Here is a 15,735-nt window from a genome sequence, read left to right on the forward strand (position 1 = left end):
ACGGGAAGACAGTATGACGATCCGGGTTGGCGTCATCGGCGCCGGTGTCATGGGCGCAGACCACATCAGGAACCTCTCCACTACCATCAGCGGGGCCGAAGTCACCTTCGTGGCGGACCTCGACGCCGGGCGCGCCGCTGCAGCAGCGCCACCGTCGGCACGTACCACCGCAGACCCTTCCGAGCTCATTAATTCGAGCGAGGTGGACGCGGTGGTCGTGGCCTCGCATGACTCGACGCACGCCGGGCTGGTGCTTGAGTGTTTCGAAGCGATGACACCGGTGCTGTGCGAAAAACCGCTGGCACCCTCGCTCCTGGAAAGCCTGGAGGTGGTCGCGGCAGAGGCGGACATCATTGCCGCAACCGGTACGCGGCTGCTGTCCATGGGGTTCATGCGGCGCTTCGATCCGGGGTACGTGTCCCTGCGCGAGTCCGTGCAGGACCGGGCCCAGGGCGAGCCGCTGATGGTCCACTGCACCAGCCGCAACGCCTTCGCAGGGCCAGGAACCACCGCCGAATCCGCCATTACCAATTCCGCTATCCACGAACTGGACATCGTCCCGTGGCTGCTGCAGTCTCCCATTGCTGAAGTCTCGTGGCAGGCGGGCCGGAGTTCGCGGCACGCGGACGGCGGCCTCCAGGATCCGGCGTTCATGCTGTTCCGCTTGGCCGACGGTACCCTGGCAACCCTCGAGCTGTTCCTCAACGCACGCTACGGCTACACCACCGCATGCGAGGTTGTGTCGGAACGGGGCACGAGCGCCCTGCCGGAACCAGCGGTTTTGGCGGTCCAGGAGGAAGGCCAGCGGCGTTTCGGTATTCCCGCCGACTGGCGTCCGCGGTTCGCCGACGCCTACCGGCTCCAGCTGCAGGCCTGGATTGCCGCGCTCAACCATGGCGAACCTGCCCCGCTTGCCACGGGAGAGGACGGACTGCGGGCCTCCCAGGTGGCCCAAGCCATGATCCGGTCACTGCACAGCGACGGCGCCTACACGAAGGTGATCTACTGATGCCCGCTGCACGCCTGCCGTCCCCGCGCATGCCGGACTCCATGGACGCTCCGGTCCTGCGGTGGGGGATCATGGGGCCGGGATGGATAGCGGAACGCTTCACCGAATCCGTACAGGCGCATTCGCGCCAGGTGATCGCCGCCGTCGGCTCCCGCTCATTGGCGAGGTCAAAAGCCTTCGCTGACAGTTTTGGCGTGCCCGCGGCTTACGGAAGCTACGAAGAACTGGCTGCCGCCCCGGACGTTGACATCGTTTATGTTTCCACACCCCACAATTTCCACCACAGGGCGGCCTTGCTCGCGATCGAGGCGGGCAAGCACGTCCTGATTGAGAAGCCGATCGGCCTGAACGCAGCCCAGGCGCGGGACATCGCAGCGCAGGCCCGTGCCTCCGGGGTGTTTGCCGCCGAGGCGATGTGGAGTTTCTTCCTGCCCAAATTCGATGTGGTCCGCCAAATACTCGAAGACGGGACGCTTGGTACGGTCACCACTGTCCTTGCAGAGTACGGCGAACACTTCGAGCCCAGCCACCGGATCTTTGATCCCGCACTGGCGGGCGGACCGCTGCTGGACCTTGGAACTTACCCGCTGGCCCTGATCACAGAAGTTTTGGGGGCTCCGCAACAGGTCAGGGCCGTTGCGCAACAGCACGAATCCGGAGTGAACGCGCAACTCTCAGCCGTGATGGCGTTCGACGGCGGGAGCCACGCGGTCATGAACACTCACCTGCATAACGTCACACCCACGGCGGCAACGATCGTGGGCACCAAAGCCACCCTGGCAATGGACGGCCCGTTCACCATGCCCGGGGGATTCGAGCTGCGGTTCCCGGACGGATCACGCCTCCGCCATGACGAACCGCCCGGAGCGCACTTTGAGGGCCTGCACTATGAGGCCGCCGCCGTGGCGCGCGCCGTCACGAGCGGCCTGGCCGAAGTTTCCGAACGCACACTCGGCGCGTCCATCCGGACGATGGAGGCAGCGGACGCCCTCCGCCGGCAGCTCGGCATTGAATTTCCAGGCGAAGGCAACCCGCCCGCCTGATCCTCCCTGTTCACACCATCGAAAGGACGAGCCATTGGCTTACATCTCACAGCACCCTGCGGCAGCCCCCGTACCGGTCCGGATTGGACTCATCGGCTCAGGCTGGATGGGCGCGTTCCATGCCGAAAGCATTGCCCGCCGCGTGCCCGGTGCCAGCCTGGCCGCCATTGCGGACCCCAACGTGGAATCCGCGCAGAACCTTGCCCAGGAGCTGGGTACCGCTAAGGTGACGGCGGTTGCCGACGATATCCTGGCGGATCCGGAGATTGACGCCGTGATCATCGCCAGCCCGGCACGGTTCCATTCCGCCCTGATTGCCCAGGCCGCTGCCGCCGGGAAACACGTTTTTTGCGAGAAACCGGCCGGCCAGTCCCTGGCCGAACTCGATGCCGCCCTGGCCGCTGTGGACGAAGCCGGCGTCCTGTTCCAGATCGGCTTCAACCGCCGCTACGCGGATGACTTCCAGGCAGCGAAGAAGGATCTCGCCGCCGGAGTGGCGGGTACCCCTCAACTCCTTCGCTCGCTGACCCGCGACCCCGGGACCGGAAGCATCCCCAACGCTGCCAGGGTCCCGGCCTGGACCATCTTCCTGGAGACGCTCATCCACGACTTCGACACCCTCAACTGGTTCAACGAGGGGGCCGAGCCCGTGGAGGTCTACGCGGTGGCGGATGCGCTCGTGGAGCCGTCCCTGCGCGACCAGGGGTTCCTGGACACGGCTGTGGTGACCATCCGGTACAGCAACGGCGCAGTGGCAGTGGCCGAAGCGAATTTCAGTGCACTGTACGGATACGACATCCGCGGCGAAGTCTTCGGCTCCAAAGGCATGGTGCAGGCCGGCCGGGCCACCGAAACGGCATCCCGGCGTTATACCGCAGAAGGACTTTCGGCGGACACGCCCCGGCTCAACGTGGAGCTGTTCCGCCAGGCCTATACGGACGAACTCGCCGACTTCGCCGCCGCGGTGCGGGCAAAGCGCGACGGCGTGCCCTCGCCGTCGTCGGAGGTGACCCTTACGCCCGGCGCCGCCGACGCCCGCCGTGCCCTGGCGATGGCCCTCGCCTGCATCGAGTCGGTCAAGAGCGGCGTCCCGGCTGCCGTCGCGCAGAAGGCAAACGTCTGATGCGGCTGGCCGTCTGTGCGGAAATGGTGTTCCTGGACCTGCCTTTCGTGGAACGGGTCCGCCGGATCCACGAGGCCGGATTCGACGTGGAATTGTGGGATTCGCGCACCAAGGACGTCAAGGCATTAAAGGCCACCGGCGCAGTGTTTTCCTCGATGACCGGTTACGCGTCCGGCAGCCTGGTGGATCCAGACACTGCCGATGACGTGGTGCGGACAGCTGAATCCCTGATCCCCACAGCCCTTGAACTTGGCGTCAGCCGGATGGTGGTGCACCCGGCGGAACTGGTGGAAGGCCGGGCCGCCCGCCCCGCCTACCGTTCCACCGGCCGCATGTGGTCCACCGGCGCACGGACGCTGGAGAGGCTCGGCAACCTGGGCGAGAAGCACGGGGTGACGTTCTGCCTGGAAAACCTGAACACCATCCTCGACCACCCCGGCATTCCACTGGCACGGGCCAAGGACACCCTCGCCCTGGTGGAGGCCGCCGGGCACCCGAACGCCAAGCTGATGCTGGATCTGTATCACGCCCAGTTGGGGGAGGGGAACCTCATCGAACTCGTGAGGCGCGCCCTGCAGTACATCGGTGAAATCCAGGTTGCGGACGTTCCCGGACGCTGCGAGCCGGGCACCGGGGAAATCAACTATGCAGCCGTGGCCCGGGCCCTCGCTGAGGCGGGCTACCTGGGCACAGTAGGCATGGAGGCCTGGGCGAAGGATGACAGCAACGCAGCCCTCGACGCCTTCCGCGCTGCCTTTATCGTCTATGCAGAGGACAAATCATGAAGAACGTAACGCTTGGCCTCGTGGGCGTGGGCCGGATCGGTGTGATGCACGCCAAAAACATCGCAGCCCTCAACGGAATGCTGAATCCGAAAGGAATTAACGTCACGCTCCGGCTCACGGACGTGGCCGAAGAGCATGCCCGGAACGTCGCCGCGGACGTGGATGCCGAGTATGTTTCCTCCGTGGGGGCGCTTCTGGCCTCGGGCGTGGACGGCCTGGTGGTAGCCACCGGCACCGTGACCCATCCCGAGCTGATCACGGCGGGGGTGGACGCCGGTATCCCGGTCTTTTGCGAAAAGCCGGTGGCCCTGAACGTGGCGGACGCCCTGCCGGTCCTGGATTACATCCGGGACAACCACGGCGTGGTCCAGATCGGACACCAGCGCCGTTTCGATGCCGGCTACCTTGAGGCACGGCGGGCATACCAGGCCGGCGAGCTGGGATGGATCCATTCCCTGCGTGCAGTCACCTGCGACATGGCCCCGCCGCCCGTGGAGTTCCTCGCAACCTCCGGCGGGCTCTTCCGGGACTGCTCGGTCCACGACTTCGACATCCTCCGCTGGCTGACCGGCCGCGAGATCGTCGAGGTCTACGCCAAGGGCTCGAACAACGGCGACCCGGCAATCGGCGACGTAGGGGACGTGGATACCGCGCTTGCCCTGGTGACATTCGACGACGGCACGGTAGGAACGGTTTCGGCGACCCGCTATAACGGGGCGGGCCACGATGTGCGGCTGGAAATCCAGGGGTCCAGCCGGTCCCTTATGGTGGGCCTGGACCAGAAGAGTGCCATGGCATCGGCCGAACCCGGGGTCGCATTCCCCTCGGGTGAGCCGCACAGGACGTTTGCCGAGCGTTTCGACCAGGCCTACCGTTCCGAAATGGCCGCCTTCGTTGAGCTTGTCCTGGGCCAGCGGGAGAACCCGTGCACACCCGAGGATGCTGTGGCCGCCTCCCGCGTGGCGGATGCTGCCCAGGATTCCCTGGCCAGCGGCGTTCCGGTCCGGGTGGCAGCGACGGTGAGGAGCAGCAGGATCTAAGGGGCCGCCCCGGGGCCCGTTGAGCGCCGGACCAGCAGGGCAGGTTCGAGCTTGCGGGCCACGGCGGGTCCCGGGCCGCCGGCCAGCCGCTTCAGCATGGCGCCGGCCGCCAGCCTGCCCAGTTCGCCGGCGTGCTGGTCGATGGAGGTCAGCCCGATCAGTGGGGAGGCCGCAACTTCGATGTTGTCGCAGCCCACAACAGCCACGTCATCCGGGACGGCCAGGCCATGCGAAGCCAGGGCTTCCATGATGCCGATCGCAGTCAGGTCGTTGTGGGCAAAGACCGCAGTGGGCACAGCGGCACCCGAAGCCAGGAAGTTGTTCATCGCGGCCCGTCCGCCGCGCTCCGTCATGTCGCTGTGCACCAGCAGCGGCTCCAGCCCGAACTGCCGCATGGCCCACAGGTAGCCTTCCCTGCGCGCGGTGTAAGGCAGCCACTCCGAGATATCCACGTGGGCAATCCGCCGGTGCCCTAGTCCGTGCAGGTGCTCCACGGCCAGCGCCCCGGAACGGAAGTCGTCGCACAGGACGGAATCGACGCCGTCGACCTCCAACTCCCGGGTGATGACCACCGCAGGCGTCCCCCGCAGGGCTGCCGCCAGATCCTCCGGCGAACCTGTGTAGCCGGCGAGGATCACGCCGTCCACCCTCAAGTCCACGAAGGAGCGCACCGCTTCGAGTTCCGTGCCCGGGTCAGCGGAGCCGACGGCGACCATCACCTGGTTGCCGCTGCCGGCGAGGCCATCGGCGATGCCGTCATAGATGTCGGCGAACACCGGGTTGTGAAGGTCAAGGAACAGGACGCCCAACGTGTTGGTCCGGTAGCTTGCGAGCCTGCTGGCCAGCCTGTTGGGGGAATAGCCCAGGGCGGCGGCGCTCTCCAGAACAGCTGAACGCTTGGCGGGTGAGACCTTGGGGGAGTCGCGCATCACCAGGGAAACGAGGGCGCGGCTTACCCCGGCCTCACGGGCCACGTCCTCCATGGTCACGGACCGGGGGCCGGAAGAAGGCTGTTTCACAAGGCTCCACTATGCCATCGCCGCGCCGGTCGGGCTTCAGGCGCCGAACGGCAACCGCGGGTCGATATCCTGCCCGTCCCATGTTTGGCGGACCCAGCCGTGGTGGGGGTCATCACTGATCAGCCATTCACGTACGGGACCCGGGCCTGCCATCACGTTCAGGTAGTACAAGTCATAGCCCGGAGCGGCCATTGCAGGACCGTGCCAGCCATAGGGCACCAGGACAACGTCGCCTGTCCTTACCTCCGCAGAGACGTCGATGGGGCGTTCGTCTGAGGCGTAGACACGCTGGTAGCCGATGGCGTCGGAGTTTGCGGGGGCCGGGGACCCGGCTGCCACCTGGGTCTCGAAGTAGTAGATCTCCTCGAGGTGCGTCTCGCCGTCTTTCTCCTCATCATGCTTGTGCGGGGGATAGGAGGACCAGTTGCCGGCGGGAGTGAGGACCTCGCACACGATGAACCGGTCGGCCTCCAGTGCGGCCGGCGTGCCGAAGTTGTGGACCTGCCGGGAGCAATTGCCGGCGCCCCGCAGTTCCACCGGGGTCTCAGCAGCAGTCACCAGCCGTGTGGGGTACGAATCCTTGGCCGGTGCGGTGGCAACCGCTACCCTTCCGCCGTCGGCCGAGCTGATGGTGACTGTCCGTCCAGTGCCGGAGTAGAGAACGTCGCTGGGCCCGTGAAACACGGACGTCCGGCCTTCTAGGAAGTATTTTTCACCGTCCACCGTGACGGTGAAGGCTCCGTTGAGCGGCACCACGATGCGTTCCTCCTGGGCGGCGGGAAGGACGACGTCGGCCCCTGCGGCGAGGGTGGCCACCTTCAGTCCGGTATGTGCCCAGCCGTCCACGGTAAGTTCAGAGTCGGAGGCCCCGATCGAGACGTCCCATGCGCCGTCGGCGGCGGTACCCAGCGGATATACCCAGTTGGTCATGTGAATTGGCTCCTTGCGGTTAGCGCTGTACGAGTGTCATTTCAAAGCTGTAGGAATCGGCGCGGTACACGTGGTGCCCGGTTTCCACGCGCCGGCCTGTGTCATCGGTGGCCGTGCGCTCCATGGTGACCAGTGCTGATCCGGGCGCGGTCTCCAGGAGGGTGGCCTGGTAGTCGTTGGCCACCACGGCCCCTATCCGCTGGTTGGCAAGCCGGAAGTTGACGCCGCCGCGGCGAAGGATGGCGTAAAGCCCCTCGGCCGACAGCATCGCCTCGTCCATGGCTGCAATGTCGTCCCGGACCCAGTTCTCCATCAGGGCCAGCGGCTTGCCCCCAACTTTCCTCAGCCGGGTGAAGTGGTAGACCTTGGAGCCGGCCGGCAGCTGGAGCGTGGCCAGGGTGGCATCATCCGCCTCGACATGCGAGAAGCTCAGGACATCAGTGGTGGGCTTCTTGCCGTTGTTGGTGAGGTCGTCATGGAGGCTCGAGAGCTCCAGCGGACGACGCACCTGGCTGGACACCACCTGGGTTCCCACACCGCGTTTGCGCACCAGCAGGCCGGAACGGACCAGTTCATCCATGGCCTTGCGCATGGTGGGACGGGAAAGGTTCAACTGTGCAGCCAGGTCAATCTCATTATCGAGCCGGCTGCCGGGCTCCAGTACTCCGCTGAAGATTGCGGCTTCGATCCCCTGCACCACCTGGTGGTAGAGCGGGACGGGGGAGGAGCGGTCAATGCTGAGACCCAGGTTGTTCGCCACGGTACTTCCCTCATGTTCCTTGGTGCGGGACGTCGTCGCCCGGTGGGGCTCAAACGGCCGCTTTGCCGCTATATGTTCGCTTGATAGGACATACTTTTCTTCCTTCTTGATCCTAGCAGGCGCTCCCTTCGGGTCAAGGGGCTGCGCCACTGAGGGCGGAAGCTAGGGGCGTGATCATGTAAGGACATTAGGACTTTCTCTTGACGGCTAACGTTAGAGCGCTCTAATCTGAGTGGACCGCATCACATTCCCCGGCCGGGCATCCGGTCCCCGAGAGAATTTGAGAGGCAACAATGCTGTTGCAGAAACCGTCACCGAACGCCCCCGCAAGTCAACGCCGGGGCTACCTTGCCCGGCTCACTGTCATCTCCACCCTGGGCGGGTTGCTCTTTGGCTACGACACCGGCGTGATCTCAGGCGCCCTGCTGTACATGAACGATTCCCTCAACATGAGCTCCGTCGAGGAAGCCATGGTGGTCAGCGCCCTGCTGTTCCCGGGCGCTGCGGTGGGCGCCCTCACCGGCGGACGCATGGCGGACAGGCTGGGACGCCGCGGATCCCTGCTGGTCTGCGCCCTGCTGTTCCTGTTTGGAGCCATCGGCTGCGCCATCGCTCCCACCGTGTCCTTCATGATCGCAGCCCGCATCCTGCTGGGACTGGGCGTCGGTGCTGCCGCCGTCACCTGCCCGCTGTATCTCGCGGAGATGGCACCTGCCCACCTGCGCGGCCGCATGGTGACCATCAACGAACTCATGATCGTTACCGGGCAGATGCTGGCATTCGCCATCAACGCCCTGCTGGACGCCCTGATCCAGGACACCGAAGTCTGGCGCATGATGCTTGGCATCGCGTCCCTCCCGGCCATCGCACTGCTCGCCGGAATGCTGATGCTGCCCGAATCCCCACGCTGGTACGCCATCCGGGGCCGGCTGGAGGACAGCCGCCGCGTGCTTAACCTCAGCCGCAGCCCCGAAGAAGCTGCGAACGAGTTCCAGGAGATCGAGGCGGCAGCCAGGACCGCCAAGGAAGAGCGCGGCCATGCGTGGCGCGATCTTCGGGACAACCCCTGGATGCGGCGCCTGCTGTGGATCGGCATTGGCCTTGCCACAGTCCAGCAGGCAACCGGCATCAACACGGTCAACTACTATGCCCCCACCATCCTCGAGAAAAGCGGGTTGGGAGTCAGCGCTTCACTGGTGGCGACCATCGGCGTCGGTGTGACCTCCGTCCTGATGACCATCCTGGGCATCTGGCTGCTTGGTTTCGTCGGACGGCGCACGATGCTCGTGATTGGATTCTCCGGCGTGGTGGGCTCACAGGCACTGCTGTCAGTGGTTTTCCTGCTGCCCCAGTCCGACCTGGCCAGCTACACGATCCTCGCCGCAATGATGCTCTTTGTGGCATTCGTCCAGTGCTTCATCGGCACCTGCGTCTGGTTGCTCCTCTCCGAAATGTTCCCACTGGCCATCCGCGGTTTCGCGATGGGAATCGCGGTGTTCGCGCTGTGGACCGTCAACGCCGCCATCTCGTTCCTGTTCCCGATCGTGGTGGAGGCATTGGGATCCACCGGAACGTTCGCCCTCTTCGTCCTGGTCAACGTTGCTTCCCTTGCCTTCGTGATGAAATATGTCCCGGAAACCAAAGGCCGTTCACTCGAGGAACTGGAGGCCCACTTCCGCGAGGGCGCCCAGCCGGCGAGCCTGCCGGCCTAGCTTTCCGTATCCCGTACCAACGCGGGGTCAGGTACAGCCATCCCGGTGCTCCGGAACGGGCGGTATCTGACCCCGCGTTGCTTTAGGTTTGAACCGTGAACCTCTCCGGAAACCTGGGACCGAATCCGCACAACCTGGAAGTGGAGGACCTGGACAGTTTCGACCGGCTCCTCCACGCCGGCGCAGTGGACCTGCACGGCTGGCATGCGCAGTCCCTGGACCTTCGGGGGAGGGCGGCGGCCTTGGAACGCGTCCAGGTTGAGGGAGCCATTTTCCTGGGCTGCGCGTTCGACGAGGGCGTGGAGGATCTCCTTCGCCGGCGGGGAGCGCTGATCTTCCCCCGGCTGGAGTCGGTCCCGTTCGACCCGTACCGTGCCACGCTGTACGCGCCGGAAGAGTTGTACGCCGGACTGGCGGACGCCCCGTACGAAGCGCTGCCGGATGCACGCATTTACCAGTGGAGCATCCAGCCGGGCCAGCGGCACCGGCTGGACGCGACACTGGCGTCGGCGCTCCATGACCATGCCATCGGCGATGCCTTGGACGAAGTGACCCGGTCCGACGCATGGCAGGGCCGTGGGGTGGTGGGAGTGATGGGCGGGCATGCCGCGCAGCGCGGCAGTACGGACTTTGCGAACGCCGCCCTGCTGGGCAGGCTCCTGGCGCGGGACGGACGTGTAGTGGCTACCGGCGGGGGACCGGGCGCAATGGAAGCAGCAAACTTGGGTGCGTACCTCAGCGAGGCGTCCGACGGCGAGATGCTGGCCGCGCTGGACGACCTCGCCTCCGTCCCCGGCTTCCGCCCCTCCGTGTCAGCGTGGGCGCGGGCGGCGGCCGCCGTCGTCGAACGTTTTCCCGGCGGCACGCCGTCGCTCGGAATTCCGACGTGGTTCTATGGCCACGAGCCGCCCAACTGTGAGTCTTGACAGTGGCTGGTCCGGGACTGGCTGGCAGGATGGGTGCAGGCCGTTCCGCCCGTGGATGCGACTCACCGCACAACTGACCCGCATGGTGTCTTTAAGTAGATTTGTCGGTCCATTGGGTGGTCCGGCCGGCACCTGTCCGGCCCACCTCGGTAGCTTGATCAGAAGATTGTCCACCCCTTTTGCGGGGCGTGACCCATCACAGTGCTGTTCCTTGGTGACCTCACCCGGACTGGCGTCGGCCAGCGACGGCCATGACCGTGTCCGTGAAGAGGAAAGGTACCAATGACCGCCATGTCTATCGTCGCGCATACCCATCCATTCGTCGTCGGTGTCGACACGCACGCCCGAAACCACGTCTACGCGATCCTCGCCGCGAATACCGGCGCCTTGCTAGAATCCCGGGATTTCCCTGCCACTGGTGCCGGGATCAACCGGGCAATCGACTGGGTCGCCCGCCGCACCGATGGTAGTGCCGATACTCTCTGGGTGATCGAAGGTGCCGCATCCTACGGGGCGATCCTGGCCGGCACCGTAGCCAGCCACGGCTTCCCTGTGGCAGAGGCGCCGCGCATGGATGCCAGGAAGCGTCGGGGGGTGGGCAAGACCGATGCCCTGGACGCCCACCAGATCGCCATCTCGACCCTGCCCCTACCGGTGGACAAGCTGCGCCGCCCCCGCCTGCATGACGGGATCCGCCAAGGCGTGAGGATTCTGGTGACGGCGCGGGGATCCCTGAGCAAGGACCGCACCCGGTCGATCAACGCGCTCAACGCCCTGGTGCGCGGCAATGACCTGGGCATCGACGCCCGCAAGAAGCTCACCAGCAACCAGATCACTGAGGTCTCAAAGTGGCGGTCCCGGGAGGAAGAACTCTCCTTGTCCATCGCCCGCACCGAGGCCGTGCGGCTGGCTAGACACATCCTGCTTCTCGACGAGCAGCTCACGGCCAACGAGAACCAGCTCGATGAGTTGGTCAAGGTCAGTGAGGCCGCACCCTTGCTGGAGGAAACAGGGTTCGCAGCGATCAGCGCCGCGAAGTGCCTCGCTGCCTGGTCACACGAAGGAAGAGTCCGTAACGAGGCGGCGTTCGCATCCCTGGCCGGGGTGAATCCCATACCCGCATCATCCGGGAACACGGTCAGGCACCGACTGAACCGGGGCGGAGACAGATCCCTGAACAGTGCCCTGCACATGGTCGCGGTCACCAAAATGAGCCATGACACCAAAACCCGCGAGTACGCCGAAAAACGACGCGCCCAAGGGAGAACCAACAAGGAAATACGCCGCTGCATCAAGCGCTACCTCGCACGCCATATCTACCGCACGCTCAACGCCTCAGCAACACAAACGCCTTTGGCTATGGCAGCGTGATTCAGGACCGGTGTGGCGTTGCGATAACAGCTCTCCTTAATCCGGTAGCAGCAGCGTCATCTCCACATTCCGCGTTCTGTGTGCCCGGTAAATGATCCGTCACCGGGCGCTACGAGGTCACATCATGGTCCGGGCGTGGTGCCCATTAAAGGATCCCTGCGGGACAGCAACTAGGAAGCGTCATCCAATTGCAGATTTGGCAGACGCCGCCGCCGTCACGTTGTCGTTTCCTGGAATCGTCTGAACGGAAGGTTCGAAGTCGCCTGCAGAGCCTTTCCCGGCGTCTCAACCGCCTTGGTACGTGATCAGGGGCGGGCTTGGTTGCTTACCGTGCGCTGCCGGGCGCGTCATTGACCAGACGAGGAGTGCGGTAGCGGCAAGGGGTGCGATGAAGGCTGCCATGGTCACCAGGCTGAGGCCGACAATTGAACCGGCGAAGCCAAACATCGTTGTCACTCCGACGCGGAGTGCGGAGCCTCCGGGAATGAGCCGTCCAAAAGGCAGGGCAACCGCGAAGCCCATCAATACTGCTGCCGCAAGGATCAGCGGCCACTGGTTAGGATGCCCGGCCCCAAGGAATTGGGCGGCCGCCACCACGATGAGACTTGCACAACACAGGAGGGCCGACCAGCGCATGACGCCACCGAAACGCGGGGTCAGCACTGTCCCGGCCGCGATGGTCGCGGGGATGGCTGCCAGCGCGCCGACGGCCAGGCCGAGGTTCATGGCGTGGGTGGAATCCTTGACCATTGGTGCCCAGCTACTGCCGGTGAGGGCAAAGAGGGCACACCCAACTCCGGCGGTTATGGTCACCAGCGCGGCCGCGCCAGCTGGCGCGGCCCGCCGCCGGGTCCAAGTTGCCGCCGAAATCGGCGGAGACCACGGCGCTGCCCGAAATGTGTCGCGCGGTGCTGGCGGGCGGTTCGCACTGTTCTGCCGCAGAGCGACGACCAACAGCACGACAGCGCCCAGTGTGCCGATCAGTGGTGTCATCAGCGTCAACGCCCCGAAGACGAGCGCCAACGGTGCTGCCAAGGCAGTACTTTGCACAAGGCGCATGGGCAGAGCGCGTCGTTTACTCAGCATCGATTCGACCGGTGCCACAAGACAGATTGTCCCGGCTATCCACGCGAGGATAAGGAATAAGAGGGTCGACGATCCAAACCAACTGCGGCCGAGGTCGGCGTCCGCTTCCTCAAAACCGACCGACCAACTCGCTGCCGTCAGCGCCGCGAAGCCGCAGGCCGGTATGGCGCTGGCTGCGGTGGACATAGCGGCCGGGGCGGAGAGCCGCCCAGCCCGATGCAAGAGAACTATGGCGGAGAGGGCCAATGCGAGTGGTCCGATGAACACTGCCAGGACGAGCCGGGCAAAGCCGGCTCCAGGGAGGATTATCGCGTTGCTCAACAACAGTGCGGTGGCACCGATATACGCGACCAGAGCTGTCGCGGCCAATCCGGCCGCCCAGCGGAGCGTTGCCCGCTCGCCCAGCCCGTGGCCGCGGAGGGACCACGCTTCCGGAACAGAAGGGCGCATCAGGCCTCGGTCACTGGCGTGCTGTTCGAGACTGTCGAGCACAATACTGCTGTGCTCCTCACGCCAGGATCGCGGATACCACCGCAACAGTCGGGCATACCGACTCCGCCGACGGCCGCTCACTGAGCGAGCCCCCATGACATTGTCGCCGGCGCGGGACGGCTGTGAGCAGCGCGGGGAGCCGCTAACCGGCTTTCCGCCGCCCGGAGCCTGGCAGCGAGTCGCTCCGCCTCCAAGGCCAAGGCTTGATGCCCATTTTCCGTCAGTTCGTAATAGCGGCGCGCCCGCCCGTCGACCGTTTCGTCGCCCGCTCTGCGAACGTGCCCATCTCGCTCAAGACGCTCGAGCGTGGCGTAGAGCGTCGTAACCCGCAACGAAACGGCGGCCGCGGAGAGCTGTTCAACGTCACCCAAGATGGCGTATCCGTGCTGACGTCCGCCGGCGAGGGCCGTGAGGATCCAAAAGGCAACTTCGGTCATGCTCAGCAATATACCCAACATGGGAATATATGGACAGACATGCCCGGATGAGGAGCCTTTAGCGGACACCCCGGGGAGATTGCGGATGATGCAGGCTGGGGGTGCCTTACCGCGTCCAGTATTGAGTGCGGATTAACCGCCGAGCGGGGCAACACCCCCGAATTCCACGTTGACCGGGCACCCAGCTGCCTTCGAGTACTTGCGCTCCAGACTTGCAACGTCCGATGCGGCCCTGACTGATTCATCCAGCGTGAGGGTCAGATGTGAACCGTCAGGCGATACCGAAGTGATGTTCACAGCAGGGTCGGAGGCCAACAGCTCGCTGGCAAAATCGGAGAGTTGCCCGGGGGAACAGGCTGCTGTCTGGACTGAAATGTCGACGTTTGGAAACCGGGCCAGTAGGTCCTGTAGCTTCGCGCCCACCGGGCCGTGCCAATGAACGATAATCCGGTTCCCCTCGACCACTTCGACTGAGGCGAATTCAGCATCCCCTGCCAGCTCCCCACTCAGCGTGCTGGCCGCATGAGAGATCGTTCCGTCCGCAGGTGCAGCTTCAGGACTGACCAATGAGCCAGTAGGCGGTTGGATTGGCGTCGGCTCCTGCATGGGCGGCTGGGCAGCTTCGCCGGCCCGACCCGCAGGCCCCGTTCCGGCGCAAGACGTAGCGAAAAGAGAGAGACCGAGCAGGACAACCGTTAGGCGCCTGATCAACTTTGAACTCTCACTTGGCGTGGCCACACCTTATGCTATTGATCGGTGCGGAATAGGGCTACCCCGCCACCGCGGCTGGAGCCATTTAGGGATCCCTGAGCGGACGGTGCCGCGCAACGGTTGCGGGGATCGTGGCCTAATTTCGACGCGAGCGATTTTCTATCATTTCTTGTCGCAGCCTACTTTGGACTCGTTGGCGAGCCTCCGTGGGGGCCTGGTCCAACACATCATTGGCATCGTCGCCGATGAGCCAAATAAGTCCCCGATGTCCCTGCTCATTCGACGAAACTAGTGCAATCGAATACATGCGATCACCAGCCTCATCTTCCGCCCAGGTTCTGGCTTCCGACAAAGTCGCATCCGTTAGATCGTAGGTGCTGACCGAGTAGCCGGGCCCGGGCTCCTCAAAAAAGTACACGCGGAAAGTGCTCTGGTGTTGCTCCCAACTGCTGTCTCGTTCGTAGGACTTTTCGACGTGCATGCAGGTGATCTTACGCTTCGAAGAATAGGCCAAGGCCCTGGGCGATTCTGTTGCCGGGCCCCCTACCGGCACCGGGCACCCACGAGACACAGCGAAACATTCTCGGAACCCCGCCCGCACAGTCTGCCCGTAAGCCGGTCGCTCACCACTCTGCACATTCCAACCTCGGTGTCCGGCTCCCCACCAATAGGGCAATGTACGTTTACCCCGCACGGTGAGCATGCACGCTGAACGGGGGTCAACTGCAACTGTCTGTTCCGTCTCATATCCCTTGGGATACGAGACGTCTCACAGGCTTGCCCCGCGGGAGTATGTTCCTGTCTAATCCCGGCACTTGCCCAAGGGTAGACAGGCCTCCCTCGGACACAGCTCCGCGAGCTTCGCCAGCAACCAAAACAACGGGGAGAAAAAGCTGGTTGGCAGACTGCCAAGCCTGACTCCTACCGCTTGACAAGACATAGAAGCGTCTACTTCGCGACCCACATTGCCAAGTACTTCGCGAACGCCGTCCGTGAAGCGATCCTGCTGGAACTGTGCACCGGAGGTATTGTCTTCCTGCCCGGCGCCGCCGGCACCGTGCAGGAAATTTTCCAGGACGCCTGCGAAAACTACTACGGGGCAAGGGAGAAGATCACGCCCATGGTGCTCGTGGGCAAACACCACTGGGAGCACCAGTTCCCCGCGTGGCCGATGCTCCGCAGCCTGGCTGCAGGTCGGCACATGGAGGACCGGATCTTCCTGGTGGACACGGTGCAGGAGGCTGTGGAGGTGTTGCGGCGCACGCCGGCGGCGGCGTGAAACTGGTGCATG

13 protein-coding genes and 2 pseudogenes are annotated in these 15,735 nt (G+C 64.7%); 9 read left to right on the plus strand and 6 right to left on the minus strand.

Annotation, left to right across the window (positions count from 1 at the left end):
- Positions 1–13 precede the first annotated feature (13 nt).
- Genes CXX84_RS15160 through CXX84_RS15180 form a run of 5 tightly spaced genes read left to right on the plus strand, consistent with a single transcriptional unit; the run spans position 14 to position 5,000 of the window.
- Positions 14–1,009 (plus strand): Gfo/Idh/MocA family oxidoreductase, encoded by a 996-nt coding sequence (locus CXX84_RS15160; RefSeq protein ID WP_102977556.1) that lies wholly within the window; start codon positions 14–16, stop codon positions 1,007–1,009.
- Positions 1,009–2,052: a Gfo/Idh/MocA family protein gene (locus CXX84_RS15165; protein ID WP_102977557.1), complete on the plus strand. Its 1,044-nt coding sequence runs from the start codon at positions 1,009–1,011 to the stop codon at positions 2,050–2,052. Before CXX84_RS15160 ends, CXX84_RS15165 begins: the two co-directional genes overlap by 1 nt.
- 34 nt (positions 2,053–2,086) lie before the next feature.
- The gene (locus CXX84_RS15170) at positions 2,087–3,175 is read left to right on the plus strand and encodes a Gfo/Idh/MocA family oxidoreductase (RefSeq protein WP_102977558.1); all 1,089 of its coding nucleotides are present in this window, start codon (positions 2,087–2,089) and stop codon (positions 3,173–3,175) included.
- A complete protein-coding gene (locus tag CXX84_RS15175) occupies positions 3,175–3,960 on the plus strand; it encodes a TIM barrel protein (protein WP_102977559.1) in 786 nt (261 codons plus the stop codon). Before CXX84_RS15170 ends, CXX84_RS15175 begins: the two co-directional genes overlap by 1 nt.
- Positions 3,957–5,000: a Gfo/Idh/MocA family oxidoreductase gene (locus CXX84_RS15180; protein ID WP_102977560.1), complete on the plus strand. Its 1,044-nt coding sequence runs from the start codon at positions 3,957–3,959 to the stop codon at positions 4,998–5,000. The genes CXX84_RS15175 and CXX84_RS15180 overlap by 4 nt, the downstream gene beginning before the upstream one ends.
- Here the strand turns inward: CXX84_RS15180 and CXX84_RS15185 are convergent.
- From CXX84_RS15185 to CXX84_RS15195, 3 genes are read right to left on the minus strand one after another with little or no spacing between them, the layout of a single operon-like run.
- Positions 4,997–6,019 (minus strand): LacI family DNA-binding transcriptional regulator, encoded by a 1,023-nt coding sequence (locus CXX84_RS15185; RefSeq protein ID WP_102977561.1) that lies wholly within the window; start codon positions 6,017–6,019, stop codon positions 4,997–4,999. The genes CXX84_RS15180 and CXX84_RS15185 overlap by 4 nt on opposite strands.
- 36 nt (positions 6,020–6,055) lie before the next feature.
- Entirely contained in the window at positions 6,056–6,949 is an 894-nt protein-coding gene (iolB, locus tag CXX84_RS15190) for a 5-deoxy-glucuronate isomerase (RefSeq protein WP_102977562.1), read from the minus strand.
- A gap of 19 nt (positions 6,950–6,968) precedes the next feature.
- Positions 6,969–7,709 (minus strand): GntR family transcriptional regulator, encoded by a 741-nt coding sequence (locus tag CXX84_RS15195; RefSeq protein WP_102977563.1) that lies wholly within the window; start codon positions 7,707–7,709, stop codon positions 6,969–6,971.
- Between the two features lie 293 nt (positions 7,710–8,002).
- On the opposite strand from CXX84_RS15195, the gene CXX84_RS15200 reads away from it, so the two are divergent.
- The 3 genes and pseudogenes from CXX84_RS15200 (at position 8,003) to CXX84_RS15210 (ending at position 11,718) form a co-directional block, all read left to right on the plus strand.
- Positions 8,003–9,421, plus strand: coding sequence for a sugar porter family MFS transporter (locus CXX84_RS15200; RefSeq protein WP_102977564.1), 1,419 nt, complete (start codon positions 8,003–8,005; stop codon positions 9,419–9,421).
- Positions 9,422–9,516: 95 nt separating this feature from the next.
- A pseudogene (locus CXX84_RS15205) lies at positions 9,517–10,335 on the plus strand (Rossmann fold nucleotide-binding protein); the annotation flags it as partial.
- A 294-nt stretch (positions 10,336–10,629) separates the two neighbouring features.
- Positions 10,630–11,718 carry an IS110 family transposase gene (locus tag CXX84_RS15210; RefSeq protein WP_102977565.1) on the plus strand — a complete coding sequence of 363 codons (1,089 nt, stop codon included), beginning with the start codon at positions 10,630–10,632 and terminating at the stop codon, positions 11,716–11,718.
- A gap of 285 nt (positions 11,719–12,003) precedes the next feature.
- On the opposite strand, the gene CXX84_RS19015 is transcribed toward CXX84_RS15210, so the two are convergent.
- From CXX84_RS19015 to CXX84_RS15225, 3 genes are all read right to left on the minus strand, one after another.
- Positions 12,004–12,468, minus strand: coding sequence for a hypothetical protein (locus CXX84_RS19015; RefSeq protein WP_146031885.1), 465 nt, complete (start codon positions 12,466–12,468; stop codon positions 12,004–12,006).
- A gap of 905 nt (positions 12,469–13,373) precedes the next feature.
- The gene (locus CXX84_RS15220; protein WP_223253109.1) at positions 13,374–13,733 is read right to left on the minus strand and encodes a PadR family transcriptional regulator; all 360 of its coding nucleotides are present in this window, start codon (positions 13,731–13,733) and stop codon (positions 13,374–13,376) included.
- Between the two features lie 132 nt (positions 13,734–13,865).
- Entirely contained in the window at positions 13,866–14,300 is a 435-nt protein-coding gene (locus tag CXX84_RS15225) for a hypothetical protein (protein ID WP_102977568.1), read from the minus strand.
- Between the two features lie 1,093 nt (positions 14,301–15,393).
- Between CXX84_RS15225 and CXX84_RS15235 the strand changes: the two are divergent.
- Positions 15,394–15,723 (plus strand): annotated as a pseudogene (locus CXX84_RS15235) (LOG family protein); the annotation flags it as partial.
- Between the last annotated feature and the right edge of the window lie 12 nt (positions 15,724–15,735).

Source organism: Arthrobacter sp. AFG7.2, from assembly GCF_002892835.1.
In the GTDB taxonomy this organism is placed as follows: Bacteria; Actinomycetota; Actinomycetes; order Actinomycetales; family Micrococcaceae; genus Arthrobacter.

Coding starts and splice junctions, on each gene's coding strand:
- CXX84_RS15210 (WP_102977565.1), top strand. CDS start 10,630: ATGACCGCCATGTCTATCGTCGCGCATACCCATCCATTCGTCGTCGGT.
- CXX84_RS15175 (WP_102977559.1), top strand. CDS start 3,175: ATGCGGCTGGCCGTCTGTGCGGAAATGGTGTTCCTGGACCTGCCTTTC.
- CXX84_RS15180 (WP_102977560.1), top strand. CDS start 3,957: ATGAAGAACGTAACGCTTGGCCTCGTGGGCGTGGGCCGGATCGGTGTG.
- iolB (WP_102977562.1), bottom strand. CDS start 6,949: ATGACCAACTGGGTATATCCGCTGGGTACCGCCGCCGACGGCGCATGG.
- CXX84_RS15220 (WP_223253109.1), bottom strand. CDS start 13,733: ATGACCGAAGTTGCCTTTTGGATCCTCACGGCCCTCGCCGGCGGACGT.
- CXX84_RS19015 (WP_146031885.1), bottom strand. CDS start 12,468: ATGGTCAAGGATTCCACCCACGCCATGAACCTCGGCCTGGCCGTCGGC.
- CXX84_RS15165 (WP_102977557.1), top strand. CDS start 1,009: ATGCCCGCTGCACGCCTGCCGTCCCCGCGCATGCCGGACTCCATGGAC.
- CXX84_RS15200 (WP_102977564.1), top strand. CDS start 8,003: ATGCTGTTGCAGAAACCGTCACCGAACGCCCCCGCAAGTCAACGCCGG.
- CXX84_RS15160 (WP_102977556.1), top strand. CDS start 14: ATGACGATCCGGGTTGGCGTCATCGGCGCCGGTGTCATGGGCGCAGAC.